This window comes from Pseudomonas fluorescens, from assembly GCF_001307275.1.
In the GTDB taxonomy this organism is placed as follows: Bacteria; Pseudomonadota; Gammaproteobacteria; order Pseudomonadales; family Pseudomonadaceae; genus Aquipseudomonas; species Aquipseudomonas fluorescens_AA.
In genome coordinates, this window is record NZ_CP012831.1 from 940,109 (window position 1) to 960,149 (window position 20,041).

The following is a 20,041-nucleotide window of genomic DNA, read 5'->3' on the forward strand; positions in this document are numbered from 1 at the left end:
ATTCCTAACTAGTACGGGAATGCAGTCTGAATCACACCATCCCGAACATTTATTTTGATTGTCGATGTTGGAGCGCCTGAGACGTTTGTTCCAATCACCTTACCTGCGTTGTACTCAATAACGTGCCCACCTGGGCCATTAGGAGTTACCTTCCCATATCTCAGTGCGTTATCAACATAACTAGAGACATCTTTAACAGATGTTCCTTGCGAAAACTTACTAACATTCGCAAATCCTGAGTCAGGTCCATGGCGATAGAATACATGCTCAATACCTGTCATCAAACCGCCTTTGTTATAAGTGCTCGCGCTCCACGATGCATCTATTTGTCTTGGGGCTGGTAATGCGTTGATTGTGTCATCTACAACAGCCCCAGTTCCTTTTGCACCGCCTGCCGCACCACCTGCCGCAGCAAGCCGCCTAGCTAGCAACGCTCTTAATACCGCAGGCGCCCCCGTAAGCGCAAGCGCTGCATCCAGATCCCAGGTAACTCTATCGATACCCCCGCCGACTATAGTTGAAACCCTTTGCACCAAGTCGTTGAACTCTTCCGGGCTGCTGGAAACTCCAGCAATCTCTCTCAGGTAAGTGGTGGCGTTTTCGTCGCCGAACTGAGCCTTCCACGCCTCAGGAACCTTGCCTGTATCGGTCCGGGACCACAAAGAAGCAGTACTGAACAGATTCGGATCAACGAACTGAGTCGTCGTCGACTGGAACGCATGCACCTCGGCACCATTGGCGACAATGGTGCGCCCGTCGCCCCAGGTGAGCGCAGTGTTCTGGGCTGCCAAGAGCTGAATGCTCTTTGTCGCCGTTAACAAGTCTTGAGCAAGGTGCTGCCCCTCGGGATTCCCGGGGGGGAAACTGTCCACGAGTGCCTTCAATCGCGCGTTTTCTGCTGCATCCACTTGAGCATTGGCAGCGAGCAGCAGTACATCCTCCCAAGACATATCCGACTGAGGCTTGCCCAATTTCTCTGCAAGAGCCTTCGCCTCTTCGGCAAGCGCTTTCTTCTCTGCCGAATGCAACAGCCGATTATAGGAAGTCGCACTCCCCGCTACCCATGACCCGGTCTGAAGGCTCTTTGCATCTCCCCCCTGTGCGGCGGCTGCAAGCACGCCAATCAACTGGGAGTTCATCACCAGAAGCTTGTCCTTTTGCTCCTTGGTCATTTTGGTGTACTGCTCGGCCAAGCTATCAATCAACAACTCGTTGGCACCCGCAGCCAGCGCGCCGGTTTTGAAATCACCGCCAGCCGCCTCAGCGGCCAGTCCGCCCATGACCGCGTGCAAGCCAACCTTGGCCAGCCCCCCTTCTTTCAAGTCGAATTTCTTGCCAAGATCCCCAACGAGATTGAATCCCGCCGCAGCAAAGGTGTTCGCCAGGCTGGTACGCAGGGCATTGTCGAACTGACTGTCCCCGCCTAGCGCTCGGTCCAATAAGGTTGAGGTACCGTTCTGCAGCAATTGGTTAGCGCCAAACCGGCCGATCCCTTCCAGGCTCGATAGGCCACCTTGGGCCACTACCTTACCTGCGTTAGGCAAGGCGCCCTCCACAGTGGTGGTGGTATTGGTCATCTTGTCGAAGATGCTGGAGGTCAATCCTGCTGTAACACCGGACACCACATAACCACGCAAAGCGTCCGAAGAAGTTACATCCTTGAATACGGCCCCCAGATTTCCACCGTTATTGATAAAGCTAATAGTGGCGTTGCTCGCAGCCCCCGTCGCGACAGCCGTGAGCGCCACGTTCGCCCAACCTGCGGCCACAGTTGAAGTGGCGACTGTGCCACCGACCACTGTCGATCCGGCCACTGTTCCGGCTGCCATGGCGGTCCCTGAACCTGCGGTGGCACCAGCCATACTGCCAATCAAGCCACTGGCCGCACCTGCAGTGAAATAGACCACCAAAATCGCAATGATCATCTGCACAGCCGGCCCCATGCCTGAGTGGCTGTACTTATAAGAGTCGTGGACTTCCTTGACCTGCCGCCAATCCACGTCACCGCGTTTCTCAGCTTCCGCCAACCAGGCCAGTTGCGGGTCTGCGTCGACCATTGCCTTGATCGACTGGTGGACGGTGTCTTGGTTGACCTGTTTGAGATCAATGTTCAACCCATCGACTGCTTTGATCGTGATGGCACCGGCAGCGACCATCTGTGTCTGACGCAGAGTTTCGTCGGTGTGGCCTTTACCCGACATCGAACTCCAGGCCATGCTGCTTTTGCTTTTTGAATGGTCTTCTTTATGCAGATCCTTCACACCTTCGAAGGTAATCGAGCCACCACTTTGTATCGTCAGGTCATTCCCACTGTTCAACTTCGCAGCCTGATACCGCTGGTCATCCCCACTGACCAGCGTCAAATCGCCCCCCGCAGTGATTTCACTCCCCACATTCGTGACCTTCGTCACTTCATCACGCTTGGTCTGCTTTTTCCCCCAGCTACCTTTTTTCTTCTTGTCGTACAGCGAATAGTCACTGTCCTGCGCCGCCAGCACGTCGAGATTCTCACCCGCCACCAGATAAGCGTCGTCCCCGGCGCTGATGCGGCTGGAAATGATGGCCATGTCTTTTCCGGCCCCCATCGTCACGTCACCGCCAGCGGTGATGGCGCTGCCGATCTGTTTGACGTGATCTTCCTGGATGGTGACTTTTTTCGTTTTGGAATAAGAGTGGGTTTCGTCGGCCGCGGAGGAGATGGTCATATTCTCCCCGGCGGTCAGTGCGACGTTGCGCTCGGCCCCGAGTTGGCTGGCGATGGCGTTGAGATCCCGGCCAGCGTTCACGACCAGGTCACGGCCTGCTTGGGCGCTGGAGCCGAACTGCGTCACCGCGCTTTTGCGGACACCATTGTTGCTGGCACTTTCCTGTTGGGCTGAGACGATGATCGCGTCCCGGCCGGCATCGATCGTGGTGTCGCGCCCACTGACCATGACGCTGCCGACGCTCTTGATATCGCGTCCGGCGCCCATGTCCAGATCATTGGCGGCCTCGATACGGGCGGCGCTGTCCATGAAGTCCTGTCGCCGATTGCCGTTCGCGGTGGTCACGGTACGTTCGTTGACGACGTCTCCCATCACCGCCTTGATGCTGACGTCACGCCCGGCGAGGATCCCACCGGCCTGGTTGGCGATGTTGTTGACCGCCAACAGGTCCAGACGATTACCGGCCTGGATCAAGCCACTGTTGACCAGGTCGTTGCCTGCGGTCGCCGACAGGTTGTTGGAGGCGCGCAGGGTGCCGACGTTATCGAGGTTTTGGCCGGCGATCAGCGTCACGTCATTACCGGCGATCAGCGCACCGGTAGGCCCGAGGCGGCCTTCGGCCTGGGCCAGGTACAACACCGGCACCAGGACTTTTTCGCCGTTCACTTCGTGCTCTTCGAGCCAGACGATGTCGTGGGTCAGCGCGGCGACTTGTTCCGAAGTCAGCGTCACGCCCACCGCCAGGCCGAGCTCCTGCTTGCTGGCGATGGCGTTGTTCATCAGGTACTTGAACAAGCCTTCGTCGCTGGTCTGGCCGTCGATGAAACGCTGGCCGGTGCGGGCAACGACCGCTTGTTGGATCAAGCGCTGTTCGTAGAGACCATCGCCCAGGCGTTTGGCGCTTTGGTCCGGGTCGTAGCCGAGGTTTTGCAGCAGGTAGTCCGAGCTCATGAACGACTTGAGGTCGGTGAGTACGGGGTTGGTCTCGATCAGGTACTTCTGCGGATTGGACTTGAAGGAAGTCTCCGGTACACCTTGAACGCGCACGACCGCCTGGCCGGCAGCTGGCGTATCCACCGCATTGCCCACCTGTGGGACGACCTGTGCCGTTGGGAGCAGGTTGGTACCCGTGACATTCACGGCGGCCACTTGAGTCCCGATGCCAACGCCGCTGTTGCGACTTGGCATTGGCAGCGAGTGGCTGCCTTCCACGGGCGCACTGACGTTAAGCGTACTGGCGCTCACGTTGCTGTCGTTGGCTTGACGAGTGATCAGGGCCAGTTGCCGATCACTGGTGCCCACCGCCGCGATAGCACCGACCTGGACATCACGGGCTTGAGCATCAGGCAGGTCTTGTTGGCGCTGGCGGGTGCTGATCGAGGCGCTGCCCATGCTCCAGTTTTGCGAGCCGGTGCTGGCCTGGGTGGCCTGTTGAGCCGAACCACCTTGGCCGCTCAAGCGGAACAGACCGTTTTGCCCGGAGGGCAAGGCGAAACCAGGAAGGCTCAGCGGGTTTACCTGCTGCTGGGCGCGATCAGGCGGCAGCTGATTGTTGATTCTTACGACCGTGGTGCCGGTTCCGCTTGCCTGGGTGTCCGCCACTTTGTTGGTACCACCACTGGCGGTGTAGTCCTCATGGATGACGCTGTTCTGCAGGTCTTTGGTTGCGGTGATCGAGACGTTACCGCCGGCCTGGATGACGGCGTTACGGCTGCCGACTGTACTTGCGGCGCCGGAACTGTCTTTGGCGATTTCGATGTCACTAAGAAGGTTGTACTGATCCAGATTTGGCATCTGAAGCAGGTTGTTCGGGTCGTACTGGGATTGCGTGGTGTTCTCGAAACCGTAGCTGAGCCCAGACAGTACGAGGTTGTAGTCTCCACGTGTTTTGACAGCGGCCCCTGTATCGACATCTGTAAGAGTCACCACGGAAAGGGTTTCACCGTCTCGCCCCCCTTCCCTGTAGCGAGTCGATTTGGGGATGGCCTTGTGAATATTCCCGTCCAGGTCAAGGTAATAGACATACGGGAAATCAGGATTATTGCGCTGGTTGTAAGGAGTCAGGACGTTAGCGAAAAACCGCCCGGTACCGCCGTCGCTCATACCTGCGACTTGATACATGCGCGTGCGCTCGATGGTTCCGTTCTGCGCGCCGATGTTCTGTACGTTGTCGGCCACGATGTTGATATTGCCGCCAGCGCTCACCGTACTTTTACTGTTGAGAAAGCTGCTGCCTTGGAACACGAAATCCTTGCCGGCCGTCAGCAGCGACGAGGCACTGGTGTCGTTGTCAACACTTTCAAAGACCTCACGGGCCGCCAGCGTGAAGGTGTAATAGTCCCCTTTGCAGTCATTACATATATTGGCGATAAACCCCGAAATCAGCTTGCGCCCACCAGACGCCACCGCGCCCTCGGTACGGTTCTGGAACCCATCGGCGTTGATCGTGAATGTGCCGCCGCTCTCCATTGAGCCGGAGACGTTGTTCACGCTGGCGGCTCGTGCGGCGGCGCCATAGCCACCGATCACCACATTACCCAACCCGTAGAGATCACCGCTCTGGTTGGTGAAATTGCTCACGCCCAGCGTCATGTCCGCACCGCTGAATACCAACCCGCGGTCATTGAGCAGCGAAGGAGTTTTCAGTACGAGGTTCCGGGCCGAACCCAGGGTTCCGGAATTGACGAGGTTCCCGGCCTGGACGGTCAGGTTTGCGCTGGAGGTCAGACGCCCGGCATTGGTCAGTTGTCCACCGATCTTTACCGTGGTGTCGCCACCGCCAGCGATGCTGGAAGTCACGCCCAAATTCAGTTGCGCTGCGGTCAGGTCGATACCACCGAGGCTCGACATCCGTCCGCTGCCTCCGTAGCTTCCCCCCAACACCAGACTGATCGAACCATCACTGGCAATCAGCCCATCATTACTCCAATTTTCCCCATTCCCCTCCAGGCTGGTAGAAGCCAGCAACTGCCCAGTCCCGGTCTGTGTCAGGTTGTCCACATTGACGGTCAGTCGCCCGGCCTGGATGACGCTGCTGTTGGTCCAGTTTTTGGCAGTCAGCGTCAACCCGCCACGGGTGACGAGGCTGCCGCCGGCGTTGGTGAGGTTGGCGGTGGAGATATCAAAGTCGCCGCTGCCCACATGCAACAGACTGCCGCCCAGGTTCTGGAAGTTGGTGGCGTTGAGGATCAGGCCATTGTTGGCGGTCTCCAGCGTGCCATTGCGGTTATCGAACAGGCCGCCAATCTGGAAGTTGGTCGTACCGCTCCCACCCAAGGCACGCAACTGCCCCGTCTGGTTATCCAGGCTCGCCGCCTTGATCGCCAGGGTGCTGTCACTCTCGATAATCCCCTGGCGGTTGTTCAACGCGCCGGTCAGGTCCAGGTCGATCTGGCTGCCGGCGATCTGGCCGTCGTTGTCGCCACTGTTGTCAAAATCGTTGGCGCTGACGTTGATCTTGCCTTTGGCATAGAGGCCGCCGTTGCGGTTGTCGAAATTGCGGGTGGTGACGGTGGCGTCACCGGTCTGTGCGGAGATGCGCCCGCCGTAGTTGTCGAGGCCGCCGCGTGCGGTCAGGTTCAGTCGCTGGGCCTGGGTGATGCCACCCTGGCGGTTGTTGTTCAGGTCGTAGCCGTTTTTCAGCACGCCGGTCAGTTGGGTGGTGAGCAGGCCTTGCAGGCTGGCGAGGACGCCGCCACGGTTATCGAAATGGCGACCCGTTGCGCTCACATCGCCGGCCTTGGCTTGGATTCGACCGCTCTGGTTATCGATGTCCGCATCGACAGTGAGTTTCAACCCTCCTTGGCTTTGCACCACACCCTTGCCGTTGGTAAGGCTGGCCGCGTCGATTTCCACGCCGCCGTTCTGGCTGTAGATCAAGCCATCGGCATCATTCTGGACGGTGCCGGAGGTATTCAGGACCAACAAATCATTGGCCGCGACGGTGCCGCGATTGCGGTTGTCCAAGCCACTGGTGAGCAAGGTCAACAAGCCTTGGCTGGCGATCTGGCCGCCCTGATTGTTGATCTGCGTGGCGCGCTCGACCCGCAGCGGGCCGACGCTGGCGATCTTGCCACTGATGTTGGTCAGGGCACCGAGCAGGTCCAGGGTCACGGCGGCATTACCGATCAGGTTGCCACCGCTGTTGTCCAGGCTGGTGCCGGTGAAGTTCAAGGCTTTTTGTGCGTTGACAGTACCGCCGACGTTGCCCAGGGTCATGGCCTTCATGACCAGAGTGGCGCCGCTGTCGATCAAGCCGCCTTGGGCGTTATTCAGCAAACCGCCAGTGACGGTCAGGGTCTGGTCGGCGCCGCTGGACAGAATCCCGCCCTGGTTATCCAGGCTGGCAGCGCTGACAGTGAGTTTTTTCTGGCCGACCAGCGCACCGGTAGCGCTGTTGAGCAGTGCCCCGCTGAGGGTGACGCTAACGTCTCCATTGCGGCTGGAGAGCGTGCCGTTGTTGCGGTTGTCCAGGCTGCTGCCACTGACCTGCAAGTCCTGCCATCCAGAGATCAAGCCGTTCTGGTTGACCAGGCTATCGCCATGAAGGCTCAGGTTCTGACTGCTGATCAGCTTGCCGCCGCTGTTATCGATCGTCTGGCCGCTGAGGTTGAAGCTCTGGCTGCTGGAGATTTCGCCACCCTGGTTATCAAGGTTGCGCAGGCCGTTGACGGTCAGCAAACCTTTGGCGGTGATCAGGCCGTTGCGATTGTTCAGGTCATGACCGCCGAGGTTCAGCGTCACGGCTTGTTCGCCCAGTAGACGTCCACCGTTTTGGGTCAGCGCCGCGAGGGTCAGGTTCATATCGCCCTTGGCCGACACTTCGCCGCCGTCGCTGGAGTCCAGCGAATCGGCGCCGAGGGTGAGTCTGGATTGGGCATTGATCAGGCCGTTGGCGCTGTTGTTCAGGGCCATGGCGTTGAGGACCAATGCACCGCCCGCCAGCACGCTGCCACCCTGGTTGTTCAAATTGCCGCTGTTGAGTGTCAGCAACTGCGCGGCGCTGATCAGGCCTTGGGCCTGGTTGTCTAATTGTTGGCCAACCGTCAGGTCGAGCTTGCCGCGACTGGCAAGGGTGCCGCCGTTGTTGTTCAGGCTTTGCGCAACGGTATCGACGCTGGCCGCGCCGATCAGGCCTTTGACGTTGTTGAGCGCCTGGACGACGCGTAAGGTCAGGCCTTGGTTGCTGAGCAACCGGCCACCGTCGTTGTTGAGGTTTTGCGCCGTCAGAGTGAAGGCTTGAGCGCTGGAAATTTCACCGCCCTGGTTGTTCACGCCGAGGAGGTTTTTCAGCATCAACGTACCGGGGGCGTTGATCAGGCCGTTCTGGTTGTTGAGCTGGCCGTTGTTCAAGTCCAGGCTCAGCGAGGTGTTGCTGAACAACTGGCCGCCCTGTTGATCCAGGCCGGAGACCGCGGCAGTCAACGCGCCCTGGCTGCCGATGCGGCCGCCGTCCTGGTTAGTGACCTGGGCCGCCTTGAGGTTCAGCGTGCTGCCACTGTTGAGGCGTCCATTCTGGCTGTTGTCGAACGCGCCGGTGGCGACGTTGACCGCGCCTTTGCCGCTGATACTGCCTTGCTGACGGTTGTCCAGGGCCGTGCTGCTGAGCGACAACGCGCCGTCGGTCACCAATTCGCCGCCCTGGTTGTCGAGGCGGCCCAGGCTTTTAACGGTGAGGTTGGCGGCGCTGGACAGGCTGCCGCCGCTGTTGCTCAGGTTGGCGGCGCTGACGTCCAGGGTGCCTTCGCTGCTGATTTGACCCTGGGTGTTGATCAGGTCGCCACTGAGGTCGATGCGCTGGTTCTGCTGGCTGACCAGATAGCCGCCGCTGTTGTCCAGCGAACCGCCCTCAAGGCTCAATTGCGTCTTGGCACTGAGCAGACCCTTGTTGCGGTTGATCAGTTTATCTACGGTGAGCTTCAGCGCCTGCCCAGCGAATACCTGGCCGCTGTCGCTGTTGTCGAGGTTTTTGCTCACCAGTGCGACGCTGGTGTTACCGCTCAGCTCGCCGCCGCGGTTGTCGAGGTCGTCAACGTTGATATCCAGCGCTTTTGTAGCACCGATCAAACCGGCCTGGCGGTTGTCCAGGCTCGACGCTTGCAACGTCAGGTCCGTGGTGCTGACCAGCGTACCTTGACGATTATCCAGCGCGGTGACGGTAGCGTTGAGCCCGGCTTTGCCGGCGATGTTGGCGGCACGGTTGTCCAGGCGATCAGCGTTCAATGTCAGCGCGCCGTCGGCGATCAGCGAACCGCGCTGGTTGTCGAGCAGTGCATCTACGTTCAAATCGAGCTGGTCGAGACTGCTGATCAAGCCATCGCTGTTATCCAGGCTGGCGCTGTGGCTGTCCACGGACGCGGCCGAGATGATCCCTTTGGCGTTGTTCAGGGCCTGGGCTGTCCTCAGGACCAGGCCTTGATTGCTGAGCAGTTTGCCGCCGCTGTTATCGAGATTCCGCGCCGCCAGGGTGAATGCTAGCCGGCTGGAAATTTCACCGCCCTGATTGTTGACGTCCTTGAGGTTGCTCAGCAGCAACAGGCCCGGGGCGTTGATCAGGCCGCCCTGGTTGTTCAACTGGCCCTGGTTCATGTCCAGGCTGACGCTGGTGTTGCTGAACAACTCTCCTTGCTGTTGATCCAGCCCGGTGACCGATGCAGTCAGAGCCTGACTGCTGGCGATACGGCCGGCGGCGTTGTTCACCTGAGCGGCGGTGAGCTTGAGGGTGTTGCCCGAGGTCAGGCGCCCGCCCTGGCTGTTGTTGAGAGCGCCGGTGCTGACTTGGGTGGCGGCGCTGCCCGAGACCAGGCCTTTCTGACTATTGTCCAGGCTGGCGCTTTTGAGGCTCAGGCCAGCGTCGGTGCTGATGGAGCCGCCCTGGTTGATCAGCCCACCCTGGCTGACGATGGACAACGCGCCGGCGCTGCCGAGGCTGCCGGCGGTGTTATCGAGGCTGCCGGCGTTGACGGTCAGTTCACCTTCGCTGCTGATCAGGCCTGTGTTATTCAACAATGCGTTGTCGAGTGTGATCACCAAAGCATTCAGGCTACTGAGTGCGCCACCGCTGTTGTCCAGCGTATTGCCCGTGAGCGTGAGGCGGCCTTGGGCGTGGATCAGGCCCTTGGTCTGGTTGATCAGTTGCGCAACTTTCAATTCAAGCGCGCTGCCAGCAATCAGTTTGCCGCCGTCGCTGTTGTCCAGGCGTTGAGCGCCAACCTTGACGTCCAGCCCTGCGGACAGTTCGCCCGCCCGGTTATCGATCTGCTCAACCTGCAAATCCAGCGCTTTTGTGGTGCCGACCAAGCCACCGTTGCGGTTATCCAGAACGCTGCCGGTCAGGCTCAGGTTGCCTTGTGAGACCAGCGCGCCGCCCTGCTGTTGCAGGGTATCGATCAGCGCGGTGAGGTCGGTTTGGCTGGAGATGCGGCCAAGGGCGTTTTGCACCTCACTGGCCTTCAAGTTCAGCGGGCCGACGCTGCTCAGCAGACCACCGCGGTTGTCCAGCCGCGTGACTTCGACACCGACGCCGGCCTTGCCGGTGATGATCCCGTTGCTGCGGTTGTCCAGTTGCGCGACCGTCAGTTGCAACGCTTTGTCGGCGCGGATGTTGCCGCCACGGTTGTCGAGGGAATCGCTGCGCACGGTCAGCAGGTCGACCCCGGTGAGACGACCGCCACGGTTGTCGAGGCTACCGGTTTGCAGGTCAAGTGCGCCCTTGGCGATCACTTCGCCCTGGCTCTGGTTGTCCAGCAGGCCGCTGATGCGTGCGCTCAGGCTGCCGTCGCTGATCACCTGACCGGCGTTGCCGTTGTTCAGGCTCGCGGCCTGGATGTCCACGACCTTGCCCGAACCGAGCACGCCATCGCGGTTGTCCAGCGCGCCGCCAAGGCTGATGTTCAAGGCGTTATCGCCCAGTACCTGACCGTTGCGGTTGTTCAGGGTCATCGCGTTGAGCCGGGTCAGGCCGGCGCTGGAAATTTCGCCTTCCAGGTTGGTCAACGTTGCGTCGACGTTCACGCTCAGGTCGGCGTCGCTGCTCAAGGTGCCGCTGCTGTTGTCCAGGCTGGCGGCGCGCACGGCAAGGCCATTGGCCGAGACCAATCCTTGGGCGTTGTTCAACGCCTGGGCGATGGTCAGGTTGAGGCCCTGCTTGCTGACGACCTTGCCAGCGCTGTTGTCCAGGCTGTTTGCATTCAGGCTGAAGGCTTTGTCGCTGGAGATCTCACCCTCGCGGTTGTTCACGGCGGCGAGGTTGTTCAACAGCAGCGCGCCGGGGGTGCTGATCAGCCCGCCCTGGTTGTTCAATTGCCCATGGTTGAGGTCGAGGGAAAGGCTGGTGTTGCTGACCAATTGGCCATTCTGTTGCTCCAGCCCGGTGACGCTGGCATTCAGGGCCTTGGCACTGGCGATGCGACCGGAGGTGTTGTTCACCTGACCGGCCTTCAGCAACAGCGTGTCACCGCTGATCAGGCTGCCACCCAGGTTGTTCAGGGTCGCGGCGCTGTCGATGCTCAACGCACCGATGCTGGTCAGTTGGCCCGCATCGTTAGTGATCCCGGCGGCTTTGACACTGGCGGTGGCGTCACTTTTGAGGCTGCCTTGGGCGTTGAGCAGTTGCCCGCGCAGGTCCAGGTTCATCCCTCGCTGGGCATACAGCGACCCCTGGCGGTTGTCGAGTTGGCCGGCGTTGACCGCCAGGACGCCTCGGGTCGAGATCAATCCGAGGCTTTGGTTGGTCAGGCGTTCGAGCGTCAGGCGCAGATCACCGTAGGCAATTACTTTGCCGCTGTTGCTGTTGTCCAGCTCGGTGCCGGCCAGCGCCAGGACACCCTGGCTCGACAGCTCACCGCCGCGGTTATCCAACTTGCCTACATTGAGGCTGGCGGCCTGGGTTGTGGTGACAACGCCGCTCTGACGGTTGTCCAGGCTCGCCGCGTTGAGGGTCAGCAGTCCGGCCGAGGACAGCAATCCCGCCTGATTCAGCAATTGCGCCGAAATGCGGGCGGTGAGCGCACCGTCACTGAGCAAACGGCCTGCGGTGTTATCCAGCGACGCAGCGCTGAGCTGTACGCTCTTGCTTGAAGTGAGCCGGCCGCTGCGGTTGTTCACTTGGCCGCTGGCGTTGATATCCAACCCCTGCCCTGCCGCGACCAGACCCGCTACGTTGTCCAGCGAAGCAACGCGCAACGTAACGCCGCTCAAGCCGGTGAATTCGCCACCGTTGTTATTCAACTGCCTGACATTGGCCGTCAGGTTGCCGTTGCTGCTGACCGTGCCCTGGGTGTTGAGCAGCGTGTTGGCGGTGACGTTCAGCGTATTGCTGCTGAGCACCCGTCCTTTACTTTGATTGTCCAGGGTCGCGGCGTTGACCGTGGTGGTCTGCCCGGCGCTCAGCGTCCCACCCTTGTTGCTCAGCGTCTGCGCAACGTCGACTGTGAGGTTACGGCTGGCAACGACGCTCTTACCGTTGTTACTCAGACTCTGCGCCTCCAGGCTCACATCCCCCGCCGCATTACGGGTGTTATTCGCATTGACCCCGGCCTCAATAATGCCGTTGTTGGTCAGTTGCCCACCCGCGCTCAGGGTGATGCTGTCCCGCGCCGCAAGACTCTGCTGGTTGCTCAGGTTGCCCTGGGTCTGGGCCTTCAATGTGGTGCCGGCGTAAACCGGTCCTTGGGCATCAAGGCTCGCGGCTTTGACGTTGACCGCGCCGGTGGCCGAGGTCTGCGCCAGGCTCAGGTGGCCGTTGGCATCCAACTGAATATCCCCGCCACTGGCAATCAACTGCCCGTCCAGCTTCACCCCGACACCGGCCTCGGTGCCCACCAGCTTGATCGCGCCGGCGTACATCCCGCCCAGAGCCGAGGAGTCGATCGCCAACTGCGGCTTGGCGCTGCCGTCGTTGGCGCGGGCTGTAGCGCTCAAAGTGTCAGCGTCGACATCATTGCGGCCGGCAACAATCGTCAGGTTTTTCGCCTGGATCTCAGCGTTGATCTTGGCGCTGCGAGTGATGATTTCGAAACTGTCGACGTTGTTGGCGTTGAGGCCCGCGCCTTCGATGGCGACACTGCCCTGATCGACCTGATAGCGGCTCACCTGGCCGTTCTCGATGATTGGCTTGCCAGTGGTCAGGGTCGCCTTTGGGGTATTGATGAAGCCGCAGCCGTTGCAGGTAATGCCGTAGGGGTTGGCCACGATCACGCGGGCCGATTGCCCGGCCACTTCGGTGTAGCCGCGCAACTGGCTGGGGTTGCCGCCGTTGACTTCATTGAGGATGGTGGTGGCGGCCGTGCCGTTGAGGTTCGGGTTGCCGATAATGATCCCGCCCAGTTGCGTGGACTGGGTGCGGGCGGTGGCGTTGTTGAGGATCACGCCGTTGCTGCCGACGTTGTAGTCCGTGAACTGGTTGTGCGACAGGCCATTGCCGTTGGGCTTGGCGATATTGACGATGGGCACGCCGTTGCCCGCCCGGTCCAGGCCGGTGCCCGGGGCGCTGACGACGATGCCATCGGCCTGGGCCCACATCGGCTGCCAAAACATGACGTTGGCCAACAGGAACGCCAGGCCACGCTTGGGCATGCCCCAGAAGCGGTCACGGGCTTGCAGGGCTGCGGAAGGTTGGCGGGCCAGGAAGGCGTGTTGGCGGTCGTCCATGTTCAGGTCTCGTTGCAGCAAAATTTAGAGGAGTACGTCCATGCGGAAGTAGATCGGCGCTTCGCGCTCGGTCAGGGCATCCGGGCGTTCCAGGGAGTGGGCGAAGGTGACGCTGGCGCTCAGGTGCTCACCACGGGCGAACAGCTCCAGCGAGTTGCTCGACATGCGCCCGTGCTGGCCGCCGTTGTAGCGGTCGCCGCGAATCACGCCCTGGTCATAGCCGAGGCTGGTGCCGTATTCGGCGAACACCGGGCGCAGCCACTCCAGCGCTACCGGGCGGCTCCAGCGCAGGTCGTTGCGCCAGTAGCCGCCGCTGTCGCCGGACAGTGATTGGTCCTTGTAGCCACGGATCGACGATTGCCCGCCCAGGCTCATGCGCTGCGGGCTGAACAGCACGTCTTCGCTGCGCTGGCCGGTCATCAGGCTGCTGAAGCTGAAGGACTCGTCCCACAGCTTGAAAGGCTGCAGGTAGCTGGCGGTGGCGGTGTATTTGCGATAGCGCGCATCCGGTACGCCAGGGCCCGGGTCGTGATCGCCCTGGGCGTCCAAGGCACCGATGCCCTCCTGCATGCCCAGGTCGAGGTTGACGAAAGCACTGCCGACTCGCCGTCCGTGGTTGATCCCGAACTGCGCCTCGCTGATGCGATTGCTGCTCTCGCGAAGCTTGCTGCCTTCGATGAAGTTGTTGGTACGCAGGTACGAAAGGCCGGTGTTGAGGGAAGTCTTGCTCAGCGCATCGCGATGGATCACCCGCTCGACCCGCAACTGATGGTTCTGGCTGTCGCCGGTCTGTTTGAAGTTGAAACCGTTGGCCGGGATCTGCGAGCGGTACTCGCTCTGGCTGTAGGTGTAGCTGACGTTCCACCAACCCCAGGGCAGGTTGTAATAAAGCATGGCGTTGTTGGAGGTGTGCTGGTGGTCGGTCATGGCGTCATGACCGCCGCGCAACATCAACTGGTCGGCCAGGCCCAGCGGGCTGTCCCACTCGAAACTGCTGCCCCACTGCTGCTCGCCGGTGCTGCGCTGGCCGTCGTTGCTGCGCGACAGACCGGCGCGCCAGGGCTTTTTCGGCTCGTTGGTGACATTTACTTCACTGCCACCGACTTCCTGGCCGGGGGTCAGCTCCATCTTGGCCTGGTTCGACGGCAGGCGATTGAGCTGATCCACCATCTGCTCGATCTCCCGCAGGTTGACCAGGTCACCGGCCTTACCGGGAAACGCCATCGCCAGTTCACGCTCCGATAGCTTGCTGTTCTCGGCCCCCTTCAGGCCTTCGAGTCGCCCTTCCACCACCAGCACGCTCAGATGCCCACCGGACAGGTCCTGCTGCGGCAGATAAGCACGGCTGGTGACCAGCCCCTTTTCGATGTAGTGGTCGGTGATGACTTTGAGCAGTTCGTTAAGCTGCGGCACACCCAGGCATTGGCCGATGTAGGGCTTGAGCAGATGCTCGCGCTCGCTGGCGGAAAGACTGTTGGCGCCTTTGAGTTCGATGGTCTTGATGGGGAAGCAACGGGTATCGACAGGTGCGGTCGGCTGGGCCGGCTTCGCCTCCTGGCCGGGCAGGTCCTTGAGTTCCTCCAGGCGACGACGCTGCTCTTCGAGCAAACGGTTCTGGCGCTCGCGGATCAGGTCCGTATCGCCTGGAGTGGGGGCGGCGTGAGCCAGGGTCAGCGGAGAAAGGCACAGCAAAGCCACGCACAACCTCGCCCAAAAGACGGGTGAGGACATGTTCGATCCCTCGAGTGAAAAGTGACATTAAAATAGTGGCGCGATATTAGTTAGCCATCATTTTGACGTCAACTATTTGCCTGAGTTTTGAGGCTACTATTGGATCCGTTCGTCTGAAATCAGACCCCTCTCGTGCGCCGGTATGAAAGATCCGGTACGGGGCTGGAAATCTCCTACGAAACGAACACACAGGCCCTCACAGCCTCTAGCAAATGAACTTTCCGACCAACGCCGGCCTCAACCCATTACCTGCCCAATAAGGAATACGAGGCCCACCCCATGAAGACTTTCCTGAAACTGACCCTCGCCACCGCCCTGGCCTGCGCCCTGCCCGCCTGGGCCACTTGCACGCCAGAGGAAGCGACCACCAAGCGTGAACAACTGGCGCAGGAAGTGACCAAGCTCACCGAACAGAACCCGGCCAAGGCCAAGGAAATCAATGACGAGCTGCAGGCCATGGACCTGGAGACCGCCAGCAAGGATGTGCCGGATAAGTGCCAGTTGATCGATAAGCGTCTGCAAGAGTTGAAGCAAGCAGAGAAGAAGGCTGGGTGATTAGCCACAGCCGAGCACAGCCTGCTTTTGTGGCGAGGGTACATTCGTGGGAGCAAGGCTTGCCCGCGATGAAGGCGATGCGGTCTTTCAGAAATCGAGGCGTCTGTGTCGCGAGCAAGCTTTGCTCCCACAAATCCCCCTCGCCACAGGGGTCTGCGCCAAGCTTGGATTTTAGTTTCACCCATAAAAAAACCGGACCCAAGGTCCGGTTTTTCATGAAGCACTACCGCGGCTTCACTCAGCCGCCGGCGCTTCCGGCTTGCGGCGCTTGAGCGGGGCCATGCCGTCCTTGCTGACCAGCGACGGGGCGTCGGTCTTCGGGCGGTTGGCGGTCTTGCGCTTGGTCGGGGCCTTGGCGCCGGTTTTCTTCTTGTCGCCCTTGGCGTCGACCTTTTTCTTCTTCACGCCAACGGCCTTGCCCGAGGCCTTGACCTTTTTCGGTCCGCCGTAGGTGCCTTTGACTTCCTTGATGGTGCGGCGCTCGAAGCTCTGCTTGAGGTAGCGCTCGATGCTCGACATCAGGTTCCAGTCGCCGTGGCAGATCAGCGAGATCGCCAGGCCATCGTTACCGGCGCGACCGGTACGACCGATGCGGTGCACGTACTCGTCGCCGCTGCGAGGCATGTCGAAGTTGATGACCATGTCCAGGCCATCCACGTCCAGGCCGCGGGCAGCGACGTCGGTGGCGACGAGGATTTTCACGCCGCCCTGCTTGAGGCGGTCGATGGCCAGCTTGCGGTCCTTCTGGTCTTTCTCGCCGTGCAGCACGAACGCCTTGTATTCCTGGGCCACCAGGCGACCGTAGATGCGGTCGGCCATGGCCCGGGTGTTGGTGAACACGATGGCTTTTTCGTAGGTCTCGTTGGCCAGCAACCAGTTGACGATCTGTTCTTTGTGCTGGTTGTGGTCGGCGGTGATGATCTGCTGGCGGGTGGTGGAGTTCAGTTGGCTGACCGCGTTGAGCTGCAAGTGCTCGGGGTTGTTCAGCACCTTGGCGATCATCTCGCGCAAGCCCGAACCGCCGGTGGTGGCGGAGAACAGCATGGTCTGCTGGCGATTGACGCATTCGTCCACCAGGCGCTGCACGTCTTCGGCAAAGCCCATGTCGAGCATGCGGTCGGCCTCGTCCAGCACCAGCACTTCGACTTCCTTAAGGTCGAGGTTGCCAGCGTTCAACTGCTCGATCATCCGCCCCGGCGTGCCGATCAGGATGTCCGGCACCTTGCGCAGCATCGCAGCCTGGACCTTGAAATCTTCGCCGCCGGTGATCAGGCCGGACTTGATGAAGGTGAATTGCGAGAAACGCTCCACTTCCTTCAAGGTCTGCTGGGCCAGTTCGCGGGTCGGCAGCAGGATCAGAGTCTTGATGCTGACGCGGACCTTGGCCGGGCCGATCAGGCGGTTGAGGATCGGCAGCACGAACGCGGCGGTCTTGCCGCTGCCGGTCTGCGCCGTCACCCGCAGGTCACGCCCCTGGAGCGCGAGCGGAATAGCCGCTGCCTGCACCGGCGTTGGCTCGACAAATTTAAGCTCGGCCACGGCTTTGAGCAGGCGTTCGTGCAGGGCGAATTGGGAAAACACGGGTGCTACCTCGAAGAAATGCAAAAAAACAGCTGCATAGGGTAACGGTTTCGAGCGCGAAGGCCGAGTTTCTTTATACAAACGGCGGTAAATCAGTGCATTTTTATAAGCCGATTTGTCATCAACGGTCACTTGAACGGGCTTAAATGCTCTAATCGCCCCGTCGCGTCTTTATAGAAGAACCGTTTCGTCCATGGACATCAAACAACTCTGGGTCAACATCCAAGACCTCTGGGGTGCCCTTGACCAGCACCCGCTCCTGCATTCCAGCCTCGCCCTGATGTTGCTGCTGGTCATCGCCCTGGTGCTGGGACGGGTGGCGCGCTACCTGATCCTGCACGCGGCCAAACTGCTCGGGCGCCAACCGGCCCTGCACTGGGTCAACGACCTGCGCCAGAACAAGGTCTTCCATCGCCTGGCGCAGATGACGCCGTCACTGATCATCCAGTTCGGCCTGCACCTGGTGCCGGAACTGAGCAAGACCAGCATGATTTTCCTGGGCAACGTCGCCCTGGCGTTCACCATCCTGTTCATGGTGCTGAGCCTCAGTGCCCTGCTCAGCGCCCTGCTGGACGTCTACGCCCGCACCGAACATGCGCGTACCCGCTCGATCAAGGGCTACGTGCAACTGACGAAGATGGTGCTGTATGTGTTTGGCGCGATCATCATCGTCGCCACGCTGATCGACCGTTCGCCGTTGTTGCTGCTGTCGGGCCTGGGTGCGATGTCGGCGGTGATCCTGTTGGTCTACAAGGACACCCTGCTGTCATTCGTTGCCAGCGTGCAACTGACCAGCAATGACATGCTGCGGGTCGGCGACTGGATCGAGATGCCCCAGGTCGGCGCCGACGGTGATGTGGTGGATATCACGCTGCACACGGTCAAGGTGCAGAACTTCGACAAGACCATCGTCTCGATCCCGACCTGGCGGCTGATGTCCGAGTCGTTCAAGAACTGGCGCGGCATGCAGCAGTCCGGCGGACGACGGATCAAGCGCAGCCTGTTCATCGACGCCAGCGGCGTGCGCTTCCTGCATGACGAGGAAGAACAGCGCCTGACCCAGGTGCGCCTGCTGACCGACTACATCGGCCGCAAGCAGGCCGAGCTCAAGGCCTGGAACGAAGCCCAGGGCAACGTCGCGGCCATGTCGGCCAACCGTCGGCGGATGACCAACCTGGGCACCTTCCGCGCCTACGCCCTGGCCTATTTGAAGAGCCACCCGGAGATCCAGCCGAACATGACCTGCATGGTCCGGCAGATGCAGACCACCGCCCAGGGCATCCCGCTGGAAATCTACTGCTTCACCCGCACCACGGCGTGGGCGGATTACGAGCGCATCCAGGGGGATATTTTCGATTACCTGCTGGCGGTGATGCCGGAGTTCGGGTTGAACCTGTACCAACAGCCCAGCGGCATGGACTTGCGTTCGGGATTGTTGCCGGCGGTGCTAGGGGCGAGCCACCTGCCGGAGCCGCAGAAGCAGGTGATCTGAAACCACCACAGATCCCCTGTGGGAGCGAGCTTGCTCGCGATGACGGTGTATCAGAAACATAGATGCTGACTGACACTCCGCCATCGCGAGCAAGCTCGCTCCCACAAGGGGATCAGGGTGAAGGCTGAGGCTGGCGGATCCCCAACCGACTGATCCACACCGCCGCCAATATCACCGACCCACCCAGTAGCAGCCGCCCCAACACCTCGTGCTGGTTCCAGATCAGCAGGTTCACCAGCAGCCCCACCGGCACGTGCAGGTTGTTCATCACCGCCAGCGTCCCGCCGTTGACCAGGCAGGCGCCTTTGTTCCACCAGTACAACCCCAGTGCGGTGGAAACCAGGCCGAGGAACACCAGCACGCCCCATTGCAACGGCGCTTCTGGCCAGAAATTGGCCTTGCCGAACAGCAGGAATGCCGGCAACGCCACCATCAGCGCGCCGAGATAGAAATAGCCGAAACGCCGGTAGTGCGGCAGGTCGCTCGGATGACGGGCCACCAGGTGTTTGTAGAGCACCTGCCCGGCCGCGTAGGTGAAGTTGGCCAGTTGCAGCAGCAAGAAGCCCATGAAGAAATCCGGGTTGATCCGGTCGTAGCGAATCACCGCCGCACCGGCCACGGCCACCAGCGCCGCGATCAACGCCCAGGGATTGAAGCGGCGGTTCAGCGCATCCTCGATCAAGGTCACGTGCAGGGGCGTAAGGATGGTGAACAGCAGCACCTCGGGCACCGTCAATACTCGGAAGCTCAGGTACAGGCAGACGTAGGTCACGCCGAACTGCAAGGCACCGATCAACAGCATGCCGCGCATGAACGACGGCTCCACCTGACGCCAGCGGGTCAGCGGAATGAACACCAGCCCGGCCAACAGGACCCGTACCAGTACAGCGAAGTAACTGTCCACATGTCCGGACAGGTACTCGCCGATCAGGCTGAAGGAAAATGCCTGGATCAATGTCACAAAAAGTAGATAGCCCATACGCCCCTCGTTTCGGATGGCGGCGAAGATAGCGGTTTTGAGCTTTGGGGGCGAGTTCACTCGCTCCCACATGGGGCGGAGTGGTGAGCACAGTCTCGCGGTCACCGCCAAACCCTGTGGGAGCTGAGCTTGCTCGCGATGGCGGTGGGTAAGAGACATAGCAGCTGACTGATACTCCGCTATCGCGAGCAAGCTCGCTCCCACAGGATCATTCAGCGGCCAGTAAATCGCGGGCAAAAAAAAGCCCGATCTCGCTAAAGCGTTCAATCGGGCTGATGCACTCAGGAGCAATAAGTGCAAAGGGAGGTTCGATGCGCAAAACGGTTTGAAGGGAAGCGCCAGGTCACT

The 20,041-nt window shown here is 60.7% G+C and carries 6 protein-coding genes; 2 read left to right on the forward strand and 4 right to left on the reverse strand.

Going from position 1 to position 20,041, the window contains the following annotated elements:
• Positions 1 to 8: 8 nt before the first annotated feature.
• Both AO356_RS04205 and AO356_RS04210 read right to left on the reverse strand, forming a co-directional pair.
• On the reverse strand, positions 9 to 13,355 hold the full coding sequence (locus AO356_RS04205; RefSeq protein WP_081015314.1) for a filamentous hemagglutinin N-terminal domain-containing protein: 13,347 nt from the start codon (positions 13,353 to 13,355) through the stop codon (positions 9 to 11).
• Between the two features lie 24 nt (positions 13,356 to 13,379).
• Positions 13,380 to 15,086 carry a ShlB/FhaC/HecB family hemolysin secretion/activation protein gene (locus AO356_RS04210; RefSeq protein WP_060738707.1) on the reverse strand — a complete coding sequence of 569 codons (1,707 nt, stop codon included), beginning with the start codon at positions 15,084 to 15,086 and terminating at the stop codon, positions 13,380 to 13,382.
• A gap of 279 nt (positions 15,087 to 15,365) precedes the next feature.
• Between AO356_RS04210 and AO356_RS04215 the strand changes: the two genes are divergently transcribed.
• The gene (locus AO356_RS04215; protein WP_060738708.1) at positions 15,366 to 15,641 is read left to right on the forward strand and encodes a hypothetical protein; all 276 of its coding nucleotides are present in this window, start codon (positions 15,366 to 15,368) and stop codon (positions 15,639 to 15,641) included.
• Between the two features lie 234 nt (positions 15,642 to 15,875).
• Here AO356_RS04215 and AO356_RS04220 read toward each other — a convergent pair whose 3' ends face one another.
• On the reverse strand, positions 15,876 to 17,222 hold the full coding sequence (locus tag AO356_RS04220; RefSeq protein ID WP_060738709.1) for a DEAD/DEAH box helicase: 1,347 nt from the start codon (positions 17,220 to 17,222) through the stop codon (positions 15,876 to 15,878).
• Positions 17,223 to 17,415: 193 nt separating this feature from the next.
• Between AO356_RS04220 and AO356_RS04225 the strand changes: the two genes are divergently transcribed.
• Positions 17,416 to 18,714 carry a mechanosensitive ion channel family protein gene (locus AO356_RS04225; RefSeq protein ID WP_060738710.1) on the forward strand — a complete coding sequence of 433 codons (1,299 nt, stop codon included), beginning with the start codon at positions 17,416 to 17,418 and terminating at the stop codon, positions 18,712 to 18,714.
• A 112-nt stretch (positions 18,715 to 18,826) separates the two neighbouring features.
• Here the strand turns inward: AO356_RS04225 and AO356_RS04230 are convergent, their stop codons facing one another.
• Entirely contained in the window at positions 18,827 to 19,693 is an 867-nt protein-coding gene (locus AO356_RS04230; protein ID WP_060738711.1) for a carboxylate/amino acid/amine transporter, read from the reverse strand.
• Positions 19,694 to 20,041: the final 348 nt, after the last annotated feature.